The organism is Desulfoconvexum algidum (genome assembly GCF_055382125.1).
In genome coordinates this window covers 73,496-90,759 of record NZ_AP042394.1, presented here as the reverse complement: position 1 = coordinate 90,759, position 17,264 = coordinate 73,496, and the positions used below count along the sequence as shown (strand labels likewise).

Below are 17,264 nucleotides of genomic sequence, written 5' to 3'. Positions count from 1 at the left end.
TATGGAATTCAACTTCAAACCTTTGCATTTAGAAAAGATTCTAACTCGAATAAGGGAGGAACATCCCAATCGTTCGGGAAAAGAAATCATATTAGAAGAATCAGTTCTTAACCAGGTAAAAGAAAAGCTTAAACAATGTCCCAATGAAAAATTGTCAGAACTAGCATTTAAATTTGATTCTAAAGAAATCAAAGTATGCCTTGAACTGCTGTGTTCAAGCACTGACGATGAAATAAATAATAAAGCGTCAAAGGTACTTTTAATACGTCCCCGGAATCAGATTATTCTGAGAGGGTGGTTCAAACTCATAAAGAAATATCCTCACGATCTGTTAGAAAATACTTTGAAAAATCTTATTTCTATTAAAAGCTTCAAAGTGCTCTTAGATAATAAAAACATTTCTCCGCATATAACTGAATGGTTCATGAGCGACAAGCTCGTAAGAGGATTGATTAAAAAATATCAGAAAAAGGACCAGTATAAAAACTTTGATGCCTATCTATCTGAAAGTCATATTGAAAATGATTATGGCTTGTGGAAAACAGCCTGGCGATGGTTTCTATGCATTTGCTCGAAAAACAGTCTCAAAAAAGAACTCCCTGTCAGGGTATTTAATGAATATACAGATGCAACAAATGCTGGTTATTTAAAACGGTTTTGCCAACACTATCTTAACATTCTGCCAGATATAAAATTGTGGGACAATCAAATAGCCTCTTTGATATATAGCAGCTTTGGAGCACCCTTTACTTCAAAAAAACTAATCGAAACGGAGACTACCTTTTGGAGCAAAGTGTCAGAGGACGCTATACGTCAATTTAACAAATGGATAATGCTCCATCATATAGAATCTTTTTTTGAAGGGGAAAGGGCCGATTTCTGGAAAATTTATGTTTCTTCAGATCATGTTTTACAGGTAAAAGAAATTCTGTCTGGTCAAGGGTTTCTAATAGATTTTGGCAAATTTGGTGTTGTTGAATTTAAAAAAGTCGGTAATGCTGCCTATGTTTATCCTAATTCAATCTTCAAACAGTTTTGGAAGCGCAGCAATGTAAGTGATGGTAAGCCTGAAGACTATAAGAGTATCAACGAAACGATAACACTGTCAGACTGGAATGGTAGAATAATTCATCGTGAAAATTGGGAATATAAAACCCAACCAATTATAAATAGCCTTCTGAGGAGATGATGAAACTCTTTTCAAAAAAAAAGAAAGATCAAATCAAGATTAATTATTCACCACAAGGAATTAATGTATTTTTTGAAGGGAAAAAAGCCCCAGTATTCCCTTTAAATAAAAACGAACCTGATGTTCTTTCTGGGCTGCTTCATGAGGGTGGTAAATGGTCTGCTTTAGAAAGTCTTTGGGAGGAAGACTTAATTAAAGCTGTGGACAATAATCATTGGCTCGTTTCTTATGATGTTTATCAAAAATTAGACTCAACTCAAGATCAAGATATATTTGATGCCATTAATTTGCCCATTCCAGAAAAACTACCTGTCGAGCTAAAAACCAATTCCCATATTGGTGACAAAAATTTTAAAATAACTGCCCAAGCACATCACCCAGATGTAGGTTCATTAAACGAAAAAGATTACCCTCGTTATGGACAAGTTTTTTATCTTAATGAAGACCAAATTATTCCCTTAACGGGTGATCAAGCTTCAGTTTTTGAAGCCGCCCAGGATAGAAAAGATTCGTGGGATCTTGATGATCGGATATTATATATAGCAAAAACAAAAAAGATAGCCCAAGAGATTGATGCCAAAATTGATAAGTACCTTCAGACAGAAAACTATGAGTTTCAAACAGACGTTGGTTTAGATTTAAAAGAAGAAGAATCAGGTAATCTTACCCTTATTCCTAATTTCAAAGATGTCAAACTTGATGAGTATGGCATTGATGATCCTCAATCGCTTATCCAAGACACTCCTCCTTCTGTTTTAACAAAGCCAGGAGCTGATAATAAACGCAATCGTATTGTAATCGATAAAAAAGCCAGACAAAACTTATCCAAACTTCCTGAGAGAGGAGAAATTAAAGGCCAAGATATTCCGCGATTATTGACGACACCCGAGCAAATAATTCCTGATGGATTTGATCTGTCTCTTTTTAGTAAAAGAGTTAAGGGAATACGAACTAAGGTATATAATTCAAGACCCTATTTACATGTAAACAAATCGACTGGCGGGTGGTTTGATGGAATACCTAAAGTCAAATTGGATGACTGGTCACCAGGCGAAGATAATGAAACAACCCCAGATACTCAATTATCCCCTGAAACCTTAAAAAAGCTTGCCCAAAAAGCAAAAGAAACCGGTGATGAATTTGTGCAAACTGATGAAGGAGACTGGGTTCGGATAGATCCTGATGAATTCGAAAACTTTGAAGAAAGTATTAAAGAATTTGAAGCGCAACCTGACGGTACTCTGAAAATTCCACCTGGAAGTATTCTCGATATTATCGAAAATGTGGAAGTTTTAGGCTATTCAGAAGAGACACACCTTGAAACTCCATCAATTTTACCAACAGATTTACCAGACATTTCTCCTCCTGAAACTTTAAATGGTACTCTTCACCCTCATCAGTTGATTGGCTATCGATGGCTTAACAGGCTGTCCACAAGATCTATCGGAGGCCTCCTTGCAGATGATATGGGTTTAGGGAAAACGGTACAAGTAATAACTCATTGTTTAAAATTAAAATCTGAAAAAAAGACTAAAGGCCCACATTTAGTTATCTTGCCGAAAACTTTGATTGAAAATTGGGAAAGAGAAATTGCCTCTTTCTCAAATGGCCAATTAACAATTTATAGGTATGACGGACCACATCGAATTTTCTCCGAGGATTTTCTAAATAAATTTGACATTATTTTAGCAACGTATGACACTTTAAGACGGGATCAGGCCAGGTTGGGTACCATTTCATGGGATATGGTTGTCTGTGATGAAGCTCAGTATGCAAAAAATCCAACAACTCAAAGAACATGTGCTGTTAAAGCATTAAAATCTAGACATCGGGTTGCCCTATCCGGGACCCCTGTTGAGAATGGATTGATTGAATTTTGGTGTATTATGGATTTTGTTCAACCTGGCCTGTTAAAAAGTTGGGCTGATTTTAGAAAAGAATATGAACGTCCTATTATTAATGAGGATGATGACAACCGAGATGTTCATGTCAAAAGGTTGTTGAATGAAATTCAAGGGTATTATCTTCGAAGATTGAAATCAGATATTTTAAAAGATCTGCCTCAAAAAGAGATAATTGTTAGGCCCACAGTTTTTGGTAAGGAACAGTTTGATATTTATTGTAAAATTGCCAGAGATGGAAAGGCGGGTGGTGGGAAAGCGGCCTTGGGAGCGATTCAAAAGCTTCGTATGGCATGTGCACATCCTTCTGCTGTAGAAGAGCTCTCTAACGGGTCCACCAAAATTTCATGTCCAAAGTTGAATGAGACTATGGATATTATTTCTGAGATTAAAAAAAAATCTGAAAAAGTTATTATCTTCACAGATTTCAAAAAAATCCAACGGATACTACGCGATGAGATTCAACAAAGATTCCATCTACTTCCAGATATTATCAATGGCGAATTAAATGCAAACAGGCAACAAGTAATTGACATATTCTCAGAAAAAGAAGGGTTTAATATCATTATTTTAGGACATCAAGTTGCCGGAGTCGGTTTAAATATCACCGAAGCTAACCATGTAATTCATTATACACGCCCTTGGAACCCAGCCAAAGAAAACCAAGCAACGGATCGTGTTCACAGGATCGGGCAAATAAGACCTGTTAAGGTATATTATCCGATTATTTTTGATGATCGATTTCAAACCTTTGAAAAAAAACTTGATGAATTATTAAAATCAAAAGAGGACCTTGCTCGAGATGTTTTAAAACCATCAAAAAACATGAATGTAAAATCAGAGGAATTTTTAAACTGCCTCAACGTATAATTGTAGCTTAAACCTATATAATCTCTTACTCAGATTTTATTTTGAGTTGAATATCGATTGAACATATGATGCGATTTAACTTAATGGCATTTCTGGAGATGAATTGCCACTTCTAACATCAAATTTAGTCGATAATCGGAATTCTTCGATCTCAGATTTTTAGCCAAATTCTTCGATTTTTACATGGAAGTTAGTCAGGTTTTTTAAAACTCGCCAGTAACTCTTTTAGCCTGGATCGATGCTCAGAAATCAACAAGCTCATTGTTGGTGTCCTTATCAGCTCTTTGATATCCTCCACTTTGCAGGCGTCATATCCCCCCATAATCCAGATAAATTCCATTGTATAATCTGGTTTCATTTTCAAAAGGGATCTTCTTGCCGAGGCAATCTCAGACCTATCTTTTGGCGTCCACTTGAAACCGTGTCTCGCCAGCAGATGAATGAGTCTCATCTTTTGTTTTGTTTCATAAGTATCGATATTCTTTCTTTTTCTGTTTTCAGAAAATAAATTGCTATAGTCCCAGTCAATGGAATCAAGAAGGATCTGTATGACGATTGATGGATCTTCCATCATAGTTGGTTTGAAACCTTGGTCAAGCATCTTCTCAACAGATTCGAATCTGGCAAATCTACATGCAGATTCAAAAACATCTGCTATTTCAGGCCTTTTAAGATTGATCTTCATCTTCTTCAGTTCAAGAATCTCGTTGTGGCGTCCTAAAATAGCCTGTTCAAAAGCACTTGTATCGTAACCCACATCATCATGTACATCATAGGGACCATGGCTGTAGGGATCGGCTCCTGCCCAAAGCAATAATGACGCCCATTTTGTATCGCCTTCCTTACAGTGACATCTGAGTGCAATATTCAATTGATCCTTAAAGGACGGAAAACTATCTTTATACCTTTTATAAACTCCCAGTGCTGTCTTGATACGCCATGTCAGAGCGACTGCAAGAGGAGAATCTGTTTCAAGGTCAGCTCCATTTTCAATGAAATAGTCCATGATTTCCGGTGTCCAGGTTTCAAAGACTTGAACCATACAAGCTGATTTAAGATCCGCACCGTGCTTTGCAAGAAGTTTGATTAGATCCAGGCGTTTCAGTTCAATTGCATGTGATAAGGCATCGTATCTGAAAACAGAAACCGGTGTACCAGCTTCAAGCAAAACCTGGACAAGGCTATGAAATCCTCTTTCCATTGTATATTCTAATGGCGATTTCCACCTTGTGCCTGCCTTTTGATCTGGAAGAAGAAAAGGCTTGCCATCTTCAATCCATTTTTGCACCTCGAATAATTTACCAGCTTTGCAGAGTTCTATGAAGGGTTTCAGATCCTGTGGTGTTTTTGCAGTTTTCATACTTACCACCAGCTCTGCCTTTGACTGGCTCTTTCAAGTTCTTCAGCATGATCCAGAATTGAGGGTGGACTATCATTCAAGGGATCAAGCCGATCTGCCTGATTTTTAGCCCATTCCATCCAAGCCTCAACACTCCCTTCTATAAATGAGATACTCTCTCCATTTTTTAAGCATTTTTCAACCTCGGCGATGTATTGCCTTAATACAAAAGCCTTGTTCCAGTTGTCGGAATCTTCAAGCAAGCCAGAAACACGCTCTTTTTCAAAATTGTACTCATCTACTTTCTGCTGAAGGATTTTTTTGTGTTCTTCCCTTAATCGTTCTTCTTCTTTTCGCTGTCTGGTTTCTTCACTTTTTATTGCAGCGATTTGTATCAGGCCTGAAATAAACTTAGGTAATCGGTCCTCAAGAACTGCTGACTTTATATCACGCCAGTTTTTCTGCTGGGTTCCTGGTCCACCAACCCATTCGTCTATAGAAAGGCACAGAACACCAGAAGGAATTCTATCATAACTATAGGGGCTATACTTATTCGTATATCCAAATTGATAATTCCATTCTAAATTGTGATCTTTAGGTTTTTTGGGAACAGTTTTGTATTCTTCTTTCAGCTGGATTTGAATACTTATATCAAAGATTTTAACCTGGGTTCTTGAGTTTTCAATGACAACAGGAAAACCTTTTGAATCAAGCACTCTAATAACAGCATCCATGATGAGGAGACCTCTTCTAAGAGCCCCTGGGGAAACTGTAATATCAAGATATTTATCTATTGGCGGCTCCAGCATTTCATCTACTTTTTTCGAAACCGTTTTAAAATAATCGGATGTCTTTTTGATTAAGGGGTGAGCCCCTTTTAAAGTTTTTTTGACAGGAATTGACTCGATTTTATTTTTCTCAACAAAGTCATCAGCAATCTTTTTTTCTGGTTTTTCACCAGGAGAATCTTCGAGCCTTATAGCGTCTGTACTTTCAGTTGAGGGCAGTGGAATTTTTTTAACCTTTTTACCTGCCTGAAGTTTTGCCCAGTATCCACGTGGAGGACAGGGGATATCATGTTTGTTGCAGATTTTTGATAGGCCACGACCTGACAACCCATATTTTTTTGCAAGCTTTATCATAGGTATAGACCACACCTGATCATACAGCTCTTTTCGTGTGAAACTGATTATTTTTGATTCCATTTTTCCCTCACAGATAATAATGATTGTTTCAAAACCATTTTACCCATACGTGGAGAAAATGAAAGATCCTTTTGGAATTGGACCTAAGCCCTACTTTAAAAGTATTTGACATATAACAGTTTGGTTTGTTAAGAAGAAATCGTTAGTCCGTAGCTTTAATATCAATGGCAATGGACCGTCTATAAGCGCTTCGGAGCATCGTTATTTAAAGTGGAAATCTTTGGGTATTGTCACGTCAATCATCTGATTTTCAGCGGTTCTACATATAATTGTTATTTTTTATTAACCATTTTATATGGAGGACGCTGTTATGTCTGAAAAAAATCTTAAGTTCAATTCTCGCCATGCGAATGGCAAAAACCCCAACAATAAGTCTTTTTGGCAAGATTTGGGTTATGAAAAACGTCCAAAGAATTGGAAAGCTTTATTGAAAGAGATGGGGTGGGAATCAAAGCAACAAAAAGAATACATCGATCCGAACGGTGGATACGATTGGCCGCTGTGTAAAGACGATTACTGATCTATTTTTGTGAGCTGTTGAATGTGAGAAGTTTTTTGAAATGAACAAAAAAAAAGGATTCCACTATGAGTAAAAACAATAATGACAACCATGCCAATCAATGCAATCCAAATAACGATGCATATTGGCAGAGTAGAGAGGACGATTTTAGGCCAGAAGATTGGGAAGACCGAATTGATGATGATTATCGACCCACTAATTCTGATTTAAATAACCATTCAAATCAACTAAACCCAAGTCACCCAGAATATAAAAAGAGATCCATTGTGGTGCCCTCTAAAATATAATTGGAGGGCATCATTCTTCACCGTCATTCATGACTTTTGGTTTCTGAACCAACCACAACATATATACATGGCGGCGACAGGGGAAAAATTATATTACTTGCTAACCCAATACTGAGTAGGAGCTGTTTCGTTTGTATTACTTAATGAGCTTGGGAAATAGGGGGAATTGGTGGATTTGGTGGATTTGGGGGCGCTTCTGATTACTGACCTACCCGAAAAGAACTGGTTAACTTATAGATGAAAGTTAACCAGTTCTTGTGTATGGACGGAATAATACAGTTTGATTTGTCAGCATTTTAAAAAATCACGATTGCTTTGTAACATCAAAATATGGTTACAGATCCACTGCGCATGTATTGACAGATATTTCAATACATGAAAGACTCTAACGGTCAAAAATTTAAATTTGCTTTTTTAATTTAAATTTAGCATTACTAAGGAAGTTTTCATTAAATAAAAATGGAGGGTAAGGTGAGCGACATGGAAAAAATTAATGAGCAACTGAAAAGTTTATCAGATAATAAAGAATGTATCGAATGGGTTCTTGGACAGCAGGCAACATTACGCAGTGAGCTTTTAGCTTTTTTCAAAAAAGATATCAAAGAAATTGATTCGGCGATATCAAGTTTGAGCCTTGGTGAAACTGCTAAAGATTTTTCAATTAACATTATCGAACTCGTCCGAGATACATATATTGATCATTGGCGTCAATCATTCCAGTTAGTTTCACCAGAACAAGTGGAAACTATTGGAGGAAAACAAAGTAATACGTCTAAAAGTGTAACCGAATCTAAATAAGTTGACGAATAAAAACCTGAAAGCAACTGGGAATATTAGCACTATGGATGCGGGTATAAATCGAGCTTTTGAAATTTTATCAGCAAATCGCGCTGCTTTTGAACTGCTTTTACAGGAGAAACGCCGACTTAGACAAGAACTTGTGTCTGCTTATGTTGAATCGAATTCTGTATGGGAAAAACTTCCAAAAGACTTATCAAAAGAACAGCGTCTGGATTTGCTTAAAGCAATATTAAAAAAGAACAGCGATGAAATTACACAAAATCTCGATTTTATGGACAATCAGCTTTTGTGCATACTACAAAATGCTGATATGGCTGAACATGAAAGCTCCTTCCAGAAAAAACTTACTAACCAAAATAATAAATACCAAGATAAAATTAAAAATTTAGAGCGAGAATACTCTGAAAAACTTTCTACGGAAATAGCTAAACGTGATAGTGACTATCAAAAAACATTATATAATCAAAGCAATGACTACCAAGATAAAATTGATAGTTTAAGGCAAGGACACGCTGAAAAACTTTCTGAAGAAAAAAAGAATAATAAAAGATTGCTAAATGCTATAATTGAAGATTTAAATAAAACAATCCCAAATTCTGATTTCATAGAAAGCATTACCGAAAACAGTCTACTCAACCGTAATAAAAAAGAAAAAGAAAAAAAGATGAACCAACTATCTTCCAATATAGAGGCTATAGTTCATAAACTTAAGGAACTTGTCAAGAAATGTGACTAAATGGAAATTTCGTGATGAACAAATGGGAGAAATGTTTTCAAGGTATTGAAAACGAGATGAATAAGCACCGTGCTTTTTGTGAAGATATTTACAAGGCCACCAACAAAAATATCGACCACGCTATTTTTAATTTATCAAAAAACAATTCTCTAACTAATACAAATTCGCCGGTACCTTGGTCCCATGTCGATCATACCCTTCGTTTTATTGGCGAAGCAACAAAAATTCGAAAGGAATGGAGAACTCAATTAGAGAATGAACCATTCCTTCAGACTGCAATACAAGCATGTTCTTTACATGATAAAATGTTATTACCTATAAATATTGATATAGATTCGAAAGTATATCCTTATGTTGATCTTTCCGATTTTTTTCTCTCTTATGAAGGCGACATATCCAAAAATATCACTGAAAATCCATTAAATTTAATTGAGACAACAAATGTTCCCAGACCGATTGCTATCGAATATATTGATGGTTATGCAATCGCTTTTGAGCGATTATCTGATGATAACACCACATGGGAAACGATCCCGATCAGAGGTCGATCACTCTTTGATTATGATCAAGGGAATGTATCCATAGTTACAGAACTTAGCGATTATTATGACGTAGATCCAGAGGAACTTAAATGTCAAATCATATTGTATACAAATCACAATGATATTATTAATTTTAAAAAATTTTGTGACTTAGAGATAAAAGAGCCCACTATAAATCGGAATGAAGTGACTTTAGTATGCGCTGGAACAATTCACATCGATCTGACGATGGATAGATTGGCTATTGGTATTGTACTACGTGGGAAGCTACATTGGAGATTTTTTCCCGAATGGTCATTACGTAATTGGTTAAGGCATATTGTTAAAAAGTATTCTCCTGAATTTAAAAACAGTGTAAATTCCTCCGGATTCGAAAAGGAAATAAAATTGATGTTATTGAGGAATCAACCGAGAGACTTTTTTACTGATGAAGGCGACACTCGCCAGATTATTCCATCTGATCTTCGTATCGATAATTTTGTTAAATGTATATCACAAACCATTCCAGACGCTGTAGAGAATATTTTATTGTCTGGCTGGCTTAATACTTCTTTGGCCAAAGAGGCAATAAAAAAATTTAGTGAGATGGAGGGTGGGCGAATAGATTGGAATTTTGGACAAACGATACCTCTATCCCTTTGGCAGCATAGCATTATGCGTAACAACTAATAGGTGGTTTATGAATGATATTGATCCAGAAGAAAGAACAATTAAACATACCGATAAATTGTCTGAGACTGAATCTCTTTCGCGCATCTGGTCAATGCTTGATGATTTTAAGAATGCTATAGAAAGACGACGCATCGGTGAATATTTATCTACCGATTTACCAAGGGATGAAATTACAGAAATACCAACGATAGAACATTTTCGCCTTATCAGAATTACGGGGATAAAATATAGAAAACGAGAAAATATTGCGAAAGCACTTGAAGAATTTTACAGAATTTTACATGTTTTTGGCACACCATTCATCTATTTTTTGTCTGTCATAGATGACCAAACTGATCTCTGCCTCGGGCTCCATGTTAATAATAAAAAAGATCATGAGAAACTTTTAAAGGTATTTAAGGCTCTCCAATATAGTCTTCGAGGTATTTTACCAGGCTGTGTATTTGAACAAATGCATGGAGAGGAGAAAGCAACATACATAAAAAATATAATTGGACTTCCTGAAAAGCATATTATAAAAGGAGTTCCTTCAGTATCACAGAGTAAAGACACAAACGATTCACCCCCAATTGACGCTACAGCTGGAGTTGAGCGACTGTTAGATGCAATGAACGGGCAAGAATTTGCTGTTGCTGTTGTGGCGACACCATTACTTGATAACGAATTATCCGATTTTCAAGTTAGAATTGAACAACTTCATGACCAGGCAAATTTATTAAAAAAGGCTTCTCTTCAATACAGTTCAAGTTATCAAAACACTCAAGGCTGGTCAAACTCATTCACCGACGGGACTCAGAAATCAGAAATGACAGGAACACAAGAATCCGCTGGTGTTCCGCATCAAAAAGGTAATCTTGGCGATCGTGTTAAACAAAATTTAAAAGCATTTGCGTCTGGTGGAGACAAAGCACTAAAACAAAACACCACTGGTACGTCGACACAACAGCAGTCAGGTAGCTCACACCAGAAAACTTACGGGGATAATGTTACTGACGGAAAAACAGAAACAGGCTCAATTACGAATGAACGAACTAGCAAAACGGCCGAGAATATCGTTCGGCAGCTTGATGAAATGTCTCAACGTACACAAAATAGCCGTGGCATAGGAATGTGGAAAGTTGGGACAACAATCCTGTCACGAGACTTGTCTACATGTGAAAAAGCTTCCCGGATATACGCAGGTATGATCAGCGGCGAGAAAAGCCATATTGATCCAGTTCGGTCTTATAAGGTCCAAAATTCAGTAAACCTATTTTCTGTGGCTAATGATTCATATGAACAGAATCATCTCCTTGGTGCCGGATACACAGGTTTATACACCTATATGACTTCATCTGAATTAGCCGTGACTGCCGGACTGCCTTTTTATGAAGTACCATATCTACCCGTAGAAGAGATAACTGACTACGGCCGTTCTCAGGGGAAGTCGATATTTAAATCTCAAACTAAAAAAATCAAATTGGGATGCATAGTTGACCGTTCGGTAGAAACATCAAATCCAGTCTATATAACGACCGAGCAGCTAAACCGTCATTGTTTTGTGACAGGTGCAACCGGATCTGGTAAAAGTAATACAATGCGATACCTGCTATTGCAGGCTTGGGAAGAGCTGAAGATACCATTCCTTGTTATCGAACCTGTTAAGTCTGAGTATCGGCATCTACAAAATAAAATCCCTGATTTACAAGTTTTCACTCTTGGCCACCAGACTGGTTCTACCCTTGCACTTAATCCATTTGATTTTGAACAAGAAGTTGGTCTCATATCACATATTGATCATCTTAAAGCTGCATTTAACGCATCTCTTGGTATGTATTCAAGTATGCCGTATATTTTAGAGGACATTATCTATCGTGTCTATGAGGCTTTTGGATGGGATCTGGGTAGCGGAAAAAATGAATTACTTGAACAATCAGCAAAACAACTCGGAGTACCAGTTAGTGGCCCTATTCGGGATCTTTTTCTTCCCCAACTGTCAGATCTAATTCCACTAGTACAAGAAGCGATTGAAGGTTTTTTTCCAAGCATGACTGATTATGGAGGAAGCCTGTTGGGGGCATTACGCGCACGTTTAACAAGCCTGACGAAAGGGACAAAAGGGCAACTCCTTGATACTAGGAACTCAGTTTCGATGGATTGGCTGCTTAAAAAACCTTGCGTCTTAGAGATTTGGCCATTTGCTGACAATGAGGAAAAATCTTTTGTAATGGCCCTGATCTTAATTAAACTATATGAATACAGAGAATCCCAACATTTGTCAGGCAAACGCCCCGACGGACTTGAACATCTTCTTGTAATTGAAGAAGCACATCGGTTACTCTCAAAACCTGAAGGACAGGGTGAGCACGGAAGTAATAGCAAGGCCAAAGGTGTTGAAGTATTCGCTGACATTCTATCCGAAATTCGTTCATATGGTCAAGGTATTATGATTGTGGACCAGATCCCTTCCAAGTTGATTTCCGATGTTTTAAAAAACACCGATGTTAAAATAGTCCATCGCTTAGTTGCAAAGGATGATCGGGAGATTGTTGGTACAACTATGACCCTTGAAGAATTGCAAATACGTGATTTAGCACGCCATGAGCCAGGACAAGCGACAACATATTTTGAGGGTCTTCATGCACCGTTAAAAATTAAAGTCCCTGAATGCAAGTTAGATGAAATAGAAAATACTAATAATAATGTAGATCTTAGTTTGATAAGAAAACTGGAGTGTTTCGGAATAAAAAAGTCGGATTCAATGACTACCTTTTTATCGGATAGTCATCAAATTCTCGCGTACCAGTTAGTACATGGTGTGCTCTCAACTGCATTATCAATAGGCTCTGATGGTGTTAAAAATTTAAGAACAAACATAGAACATCAGGCGCGTATTGAACCTGCCGGAAGTGAATGGACATTTATTGTTGCAGGGCTGCATATCTTGCATGAATATTTAATTCGCTATGAACTTGATCCTGGTAAGCGCGTACTATCTCCAGCTCAAGCAGGTTACCTCATTTCCTTATCGGCTTCATTTCTCAGAAAATGGATTTCTGGGAATGACTATGCTGAAGAATTAGCTATATTACGGGCAGAATCTCTTGGGCTTGGAGTAATTTCTATAGTCTCGGAGGAAAGTATTCCTGTAGACTTTTTGAGCATTTTAATTGGATTGCATATAAATGAGCCATCAGGACGTTTTCATAAAGAAATAACACTTGCAATCCAAGCGGACAAGGAATCCTCTGAATTAGATTGGACAAACTTATACAAAGAGCTTTCTAAATATAGTAAGGCGTTGGTTCTATCTTCACCTTACAGTACAAATGTTTTTTCTGAATTGGGGGCACGTTTACTGACACAATATCGGACGAATGACCAAGAGTATAAATCGCTTGCAGGGCTCGCTTTAGGGACGTTAGTTAAAGCCGTGGCCAAATATAATTCCGAAACTGAAAAGGAATAAGTCAACTATGGAACCAATATCAATAGCAAAAACTGTTAGCTATGGTGCTTTTGCTACTAAGAGAGTAGCAGATGGTGGTGATCCATCTATTATTGATTTGGTATATTTGGCAAACATAGGAACAGGCTTTGCTATGCTTGGTGCCTCTGAAGACCAATCAAAATTGATACCCGAAACAGCTCAAGAGGTTGAAACATCCCATGATAAAAAGCAAATTGTCATTCAAGGTGAAGGTGTAGATAGGATATATCTCACACAAGGACCAGAAGAAATTATTAGTGATGTCACCTCAACCTTAAATGATGAAACCCAAAAGAGGACGATTTTAACACAACAATTTGTAGCTGAGGAACGTTATGCAAACTACGGTAACTTCCTTGATGTAGCTGGGCAAATTAGGAATGGTGAAATTCCAGATATGGGTAGTTTGTTTCTATCTGTAATTGATGTGTTTGACTATTTAACACTGTCTTTGCTGAGACCCTATTTAATCCAATATAAACTAAACCCACATCTAAAAGCGCATATTCAAAGAAACATCACACTTGAATATACAGATGTAGTTACGCAGCCAGGCATGGAGAATGAAACTGACAACTCAGTGGTTTCTCGTGAAGAGAATATTGAAAAACTTGGTATACTTAAACAAAGAACTAGTTTCAAAGAAACAACAATATCGAGCAACACAGAAATCAGAACTCGGGTCGAACAAAAATCACAAAGCAGTTTTTTAGTTAATGCTTCTGAAGTTCCCGGAAATGTTCCAACCATCCAACAAGACCATTCGACTCCTATTCTTCCAGAAAAAGAACAACATACAAAGCCTGAACAGATTCAGGCATCAACTGGTCTTGGCCCCAATGACGAATTTCCAGTTATCAATGAAAAAGCACTTATGGAACAAATGCCTGATAGAGTTAAACAGTCTGTACCTGAAGATGCTTTAATTAAATTGCTAAATAGTGCACAGCCATATGCTGAAACACACCATTCCACAATACAGTCCATTACTACAAAATCAACCCGGACAGATGTAGAGACTGGCTCACAAGTCGAACATAGGATTTTGGGCTGGAGATTAGGCTGGTTATCTGGAATCAATGATGAGGGAACCGTTACAACCTCCACAATTGAAAGTTTTCATCATGCGGTTGAACAATCACTTGAAAATGTTGATCTACACTCTGTTCGTGGGTCGACTGGCTCAGTCACACCAGAAATGGTTGATAAACTTGGTGGTAAAGTTCTGCGAGAGGCAGAAATAGAATTACCAGACGTTAAGAATACAACAATCAAGCCTGGTGAGTTTAATGATGGATTAATTTCTTATGCACCTTTTGTAGGTGGTATTGTTCATGTAGGCGCAAAATATGATCTTGGTGGATCAATAACTAAGGGTGATGTTTTTTGGGCTGCTATGGATGCCGTCGAAATTGCTGTACTAATAGTGACCTTGGGAGTTTCAAGTCCTTTCACAGCTCTTGGAAAAACAATTGCGAAAGCCGGTATTAAAACAACGGTGAGAGCTGGAGCAAAACAGGTAGGTAAAAACGTTTCTAAACTTGGGGTTAAAAAAGCCTCCAAAAGTATTGCATGGGAAACTGGTCAAGAATTTATTGAATCAAGAACTAAGAAGATGGCCACAAAGAACTCAATGGAAACAGCTGTAAAAGAAACTGGGGAACAAGCCGTGAAAAAACCTGGTGGGAATGCTGTGACGCAAGAGGTGGTTCAAACGGCAGTAGAAAAAACTGGGCAACAGGTATCAAAAAAGGGAGTAGGTAAAGCATCCCAAAATATAAGTGAAAGATCAGTAAAGGAAGTAGTTGAATCCACCGCTGAAAAAGGGGTAAAACAAACCGTAAAAGCATCCTCACCAGAATTGGGAAAAAATCTTGAGAAAGCTGGCAAATCAATGCCAGCACCAGATCATCAGGCTCATCATATTGTTGCTGGCAATGAACATAGTGCAACTAATGCAAGAAGACTTTTAGAAAAATTTAAAATTGATATCAACTCTGCTGACAATGGTGTTTGGCTACCATCAAAAGAAGCGGCAGGCAAAGGAACCATTCACAATGGACGACATACTGGGAAATATCACGCTGAGGTTGAAAGAAGATTAAAACAAGCAAAAAATAAAGAGCAAGCTCAAGAAATATTGCAAGGAATATCAGACGATTTAGCTAATGGGAAGATACCATTGTAGGAGAAAAAAATGAAAGTATATAATCTAAAAGCAGACATGGATAACTATCAAAACCTGATATTTTCAGAGGAAACCGATTACGAACTACTAGATTTGTTTGATGGAACAATGATAGATAAAGATTGGAAGAAGCCATCTGTTAAAATATTGTTTGATGATCATTTGAATAAGAATTTGTTAGAGGGTGATTTCCCATTTTTATCCTCGCATGTTCCTGTATTTAGCAAAAATGCCATCTCTGTTTTAGAAGATTTAATTTTACCACATGGTGAAATTCTTAGTTTAAATTATAAAAGTGATGAATATTTTGCGTATAATGTCACTTCGATTATTGATGCTTTAGACCACCAAAAGTCAGTTTTTAAAAGATTTAAATCGGATGGTAGTATTATGGATATCATAAAATATATTTTTAAACCTAAGTATATCGAAGATATCCCAATATTTAAATTACCACAAACCTCTTTGATGGATGTATTTATTACAGATGTTTTGTATAAACGGATAACAGATAAAAATTTATTAGGCTTTAATTGTATAAAAGTCTGGGAAAATTAATTCACTACCCACTATAGAGATGAGGAGCTACTATAGTTAAAAAAGATTGATATTTGCTTCATGCTTAATTTTTTCCGGTCCGCCTCCGGTCCCTCGTGATACAGGGAATAGTCTGAACAAAAACAGTTTTGATTTGAAGCGTATGGGATTGTGTCAGAATTACTGATTACTCAGAAAAATTTGTTATTACAACTACTGTTTCTGATTTTTTGAACTTTTTCTGATTTTGTATTGATTCCATTTTTCTGTTAAACATGGTGAATAGTCTGGAGATTTTTGAAACTTGATTGCAAACTAAATCCCATGGTGCGAGGGTCTCTCACGCCGGAAACCGGGGTTCGATTCCCCGTGGGATCACCACTAATAACAGCAAGGCTTTCAGAGATTTTCTGAGAACTTTTTTATTTTTGGAGAATCCGATCCCCCACCATATCCCCCACCTCTTGACCTGAGTTACAAGTATTTGTAGGTAAATAAAAATGATAAACAAATTGGAAGCATCCACCAGGGACAAGGATAAACCCTGTTTCCCGGCAGACTTTAATCCCGGGCAAGGATTACCACTGGAACTCTGAAATGTCTGCTTTTGCCTGAAAGTATAACCTTCGGTGGAAAACTATTATTTCAAAGACCTTTCTGAGCCCTCCTAATTTTTACCATCTTTATATCCTATTTTCACAAATTCAAACAAATCTTGTTCTTAAATTCATTTGAGGATATATTGAGACTTAATCTACATTTTTTTGTTGGCAACTTTACTGGTGAGATAAATGCCTAAGACTGAAATGAAGTGTTACATTATTGCAGGGCCGAATGGTGCCGGAAAAACAACCTTTGCGGAAAATTTCCTGCCTGATGAAGCCGGGTGCCTTAATTTTCTAAATGCAGATTTAATTGCCCGGGGCATTGCACCCTTTAACCCTGAAAGTGTCGCATTAGAGGCTGGCAAATTTTTTTAAAAAAGGATGGATACTATTGTTTCCAATA

The 17,264-nt window shown here is 37.0% G+C and carries 13 protein-coding genes; 11 read left to right on the top strand and 2 right to left on the bottom strand.

The genetic code is table 11. From position 1 onward, the window contains the following. Position 1 precedes the first annotated feature (1 nt). Both ACZ45G_RS00400 and ACZ45G_RS00395 read left to right on the top strand, forming a co-directional pair. On the top strand, positions 2-1,189 hold the full coding sequence (locus tag ACZ45G_RS00400) for a hypothetical protein (protein WP_464174621.1): 1,188 nt from the start codon (positions 2-4) through the stop codon (positions 1,187-1,189). After that, a complete protein-coding gene (locus ACZ45G_RS00395; RefSeq protein WP_464174620.1) occupies positions 1,189-3,960 on the top strand; it encodes a DEAD/DEAH box helicase in 2,772 nt (923 codons plus the stop codon). Before ACZ45G_RS00400 ends, ACZ45G_RS00395 begins: the two co-directional genes overlap by 1 nt. Positions 3,961-4,150: 190 nt before the next feature. Here the strand turns inward: ACZ45G_RS00395 and ACZ45G_RS00390 are convergent, their stop codons facing one another. Continuing rightward, positions 4,151-5,320 (bottom strand): hypothetical protein, encoded by a 1,170-nt coding sequence (locus ACZ45G_RS00390; RefSeq protein WP_464174619.1) that lies wholly within the window; start codon positions 5,318-5,320, stop codon positions 4,151-4,153. 2 nt (positions 5,321-5,322) lie between these two features. Next, a complete protein-coding gene (locus ACZ45G_RS00385) occupies positions 5,323-6,504 on the bottom strand; it encodes a hypothetical protein (protein WP_464174617.1) in 1,182 nt (393 codons plus the stop codon). A 310-nt stretch (positions 6,505-6,814) separates the two neighbouring features. On the opposite strand from ACZ45G_RS00385, the gene ACZ45G_RS00380 reads away from it, so the two are divergent. From ACZ45G_RS00380 to ACZ45G_RS00340, 9 genes are all read left to right on the top strand, one after another. Then, positions 6,815-7,024, top strand: a complete 210-nt coding sequence (locus ACZ45G_RS00380; protein ID WP_464174615.1) for a hypothetical protein — start codon at positions 6,815-6,817, stop codon at positions 7,022-7,024. A gap of 65 nt (positions 7,025-7,089) precedes the next feature. Continuing rightward, positions 7,090-7,311 (top strand): hypothetical protein, encoded by a 222-nt coding sequence (locus tag ACZ45G_RS00375; protein ID WP_464174614.1) that lies wholly within the window; start codon positions 7,090-7,092, stop codon positions 7,309-7,311. Positions 7,312-7,791: 480 nt separating this feature from the next. After that, the gene (locus ACZ45G_RS00370; RefSeq protein WP_464174613.1) at positions 7,792-8,109 is read left to right on the top strand and encodes a hypothetical protein; all 318 of its coding nucleotides are present in this window, start codon (positions 7,792-7,794) and stop codon (positions 8,107-8,109) included. 43 nt (positions 8,110-8,152) lie between these two features. Then, positions 8,153-8,848 carry a hypothetical protein gene (locus tag ACZ45G_RS00365; protein WP_464174611.1) on the top strand — a complete coding sequence of 232 codons (696 nt, stop codon included), beginning with the start codon at positions 8,153-8,155 and terminating at the stop codon, positions 8,846-8,848. Between the two features lie 14 nt (positions 8,849-8,862). Continuing rightward, the gene (locus ACZ45G_RS00360; RefSeq protein ID WP_464174610.1) at positions 8,863-10,059 is read left to right on the top strand and encodes a hypothetical protein; all 1,197 of its coding nucleotides are present in this window, start codon (positions 8,863-8,865) and stop codon (positions 10,057-10,059) included. A gap of 10 nt (positions 10,060-10,069) precedes the next feature. Continuing rightward, complete coding sequence (locus ACZ45G_RS00355) at positions 10,070-13,510, top strand: ATP-binding protein (protein ID WP_464174609.1); 3,441 nt, start codon at positions 10,070-10,072, stop codon at positions 13,508-13,510. Positions 13,511-13,517: 7 nt separating this feature from the next. Continuing rightward, positions 13,518-15,719 carry an AHH domain-containing protein gene (locus ACZ45G_RS00350; protein WP_464174608.1) on the top strand — a complete coding sequence of 734 codons (2,202 nt, stop codon included), beginning with the start codon at positions 13,518-13,520 and terminating at the stop codon, positions 15,717-15,719. Positions 15,720-15,728: 9 nt separating this feature from the next. After that, a complete protein-coding gene (locus ACZ45G_RS00345) occupies positions 15,729-16,277 on the top strand; it encodes an imm11 family protein (RefSeq protein ID WP_464174606.1) in 549 nt (182 codons plus the stop codon). A 770-nt stretch (positions 16,278-17,047) separates the two neighbouring features. Further along, a complete protein-coding gene (locus ACZ45G_RS00340) occupies positions 17,048-17,236 on the top strand; it encodes a hypothetical protein (protein WP_464174605.1) in 189 nt (62 codons plus the stop codon). Positions 17,237-17,264 lie beyond the last annotated feature (28 nt).

Bases quoted from the DNA above. Each gene is read 5' to 3' on its own strand.
- ACZ45G_RS00365 (WP_464174611.1), top strand. From the start codon at position 8,153: ATGGATGCGGGTATAAATCGAGCTTTTGAAATTTTATCAGCAAATCGC.
- ACZ45G_RS00385 (WP_464174617.1), bottom strand. From the start codon at position 6,504: ATGGAATCAAAAATAATCAGTTTCACACGAAAAGAGCTGTATGATCAG.
- ACZ45G_RS00390 (WP_464174619.1), bottom strand. From the start codon at position 5,320: ATGAAAACTGCAAAAACACCACAGGATCTGAAACCCTTCATAGAACTC.
- ACZ45G_RS00345 (WP_464174606.1), top strand. From the start codon at position 15,729: ATGAAAGTATATAATCTAAAAGCAGACATGGATAACTATCAAAACCTG.
- ACZ45G_RS00400 (WP_464174621.1), top strand. From the start codon at position 2: ATGGAATTCAACTTCAAACCTTTGCATTTAGAAAAGATTCTAACTCGA.
- ACZ45G_RS00340 (WP_464174605.1), top strand. From the start codon at position 17,048: ATGCCTAAGACTGAAATGAAGTGTTACATTATTGCAGGGCCGAATGGT.
- ACZ45G_RS00370 (WP_464174613.1), top strand. From the start codon at position 7,792: ATGGAAAAAATTAATGAGCAACTGAAAAGTTTATCAGATAATAAAGAA.
- ACZ45G_RS00380 (WP_464174615.1), top strand. From the start codon at position 6,815: ATGTCTGAAAAAAATCTTAAGTTCAATTCTCGCCATGCGAATGGCAAA.
- ACZ45G_RS00360 (WP_464174610.1), top strand. From the start codon at position 8,863: ATGAACAAATGGGAGAAATGTTTTCAAGGTATTGAAAACGAGATGAAT.
- ACZ45G_RS00350 (WP_464174608.1), top strand. From the start codon at position 13,518: ATGGAACCAATATCAATAGCAAAAACTGTTAGCTATGGTGCTTTTGCT.
- ACZ45G_RS00355 (WP_464174609.1), top strand. From the start codon at position 10,070: ATGAATGATATTGATCCAGAAGAAAGAACAATTAAACATACCGATAAA.
- ACZ45G_RS00395 (WP_464174620.1), top strand. From the start codon at position 1,189: ATGAAACTCTTTTCAAAAAAAAAGAAAGATCAAATCAAGATTAATTAT.
- ACZ45G_RS00375 (WP_464174614.1), top strand. From the start codon at position 7,090: ATGAGTAAAAACAATAATGACAACCATGCCAATCAATGCAATCCAAAT.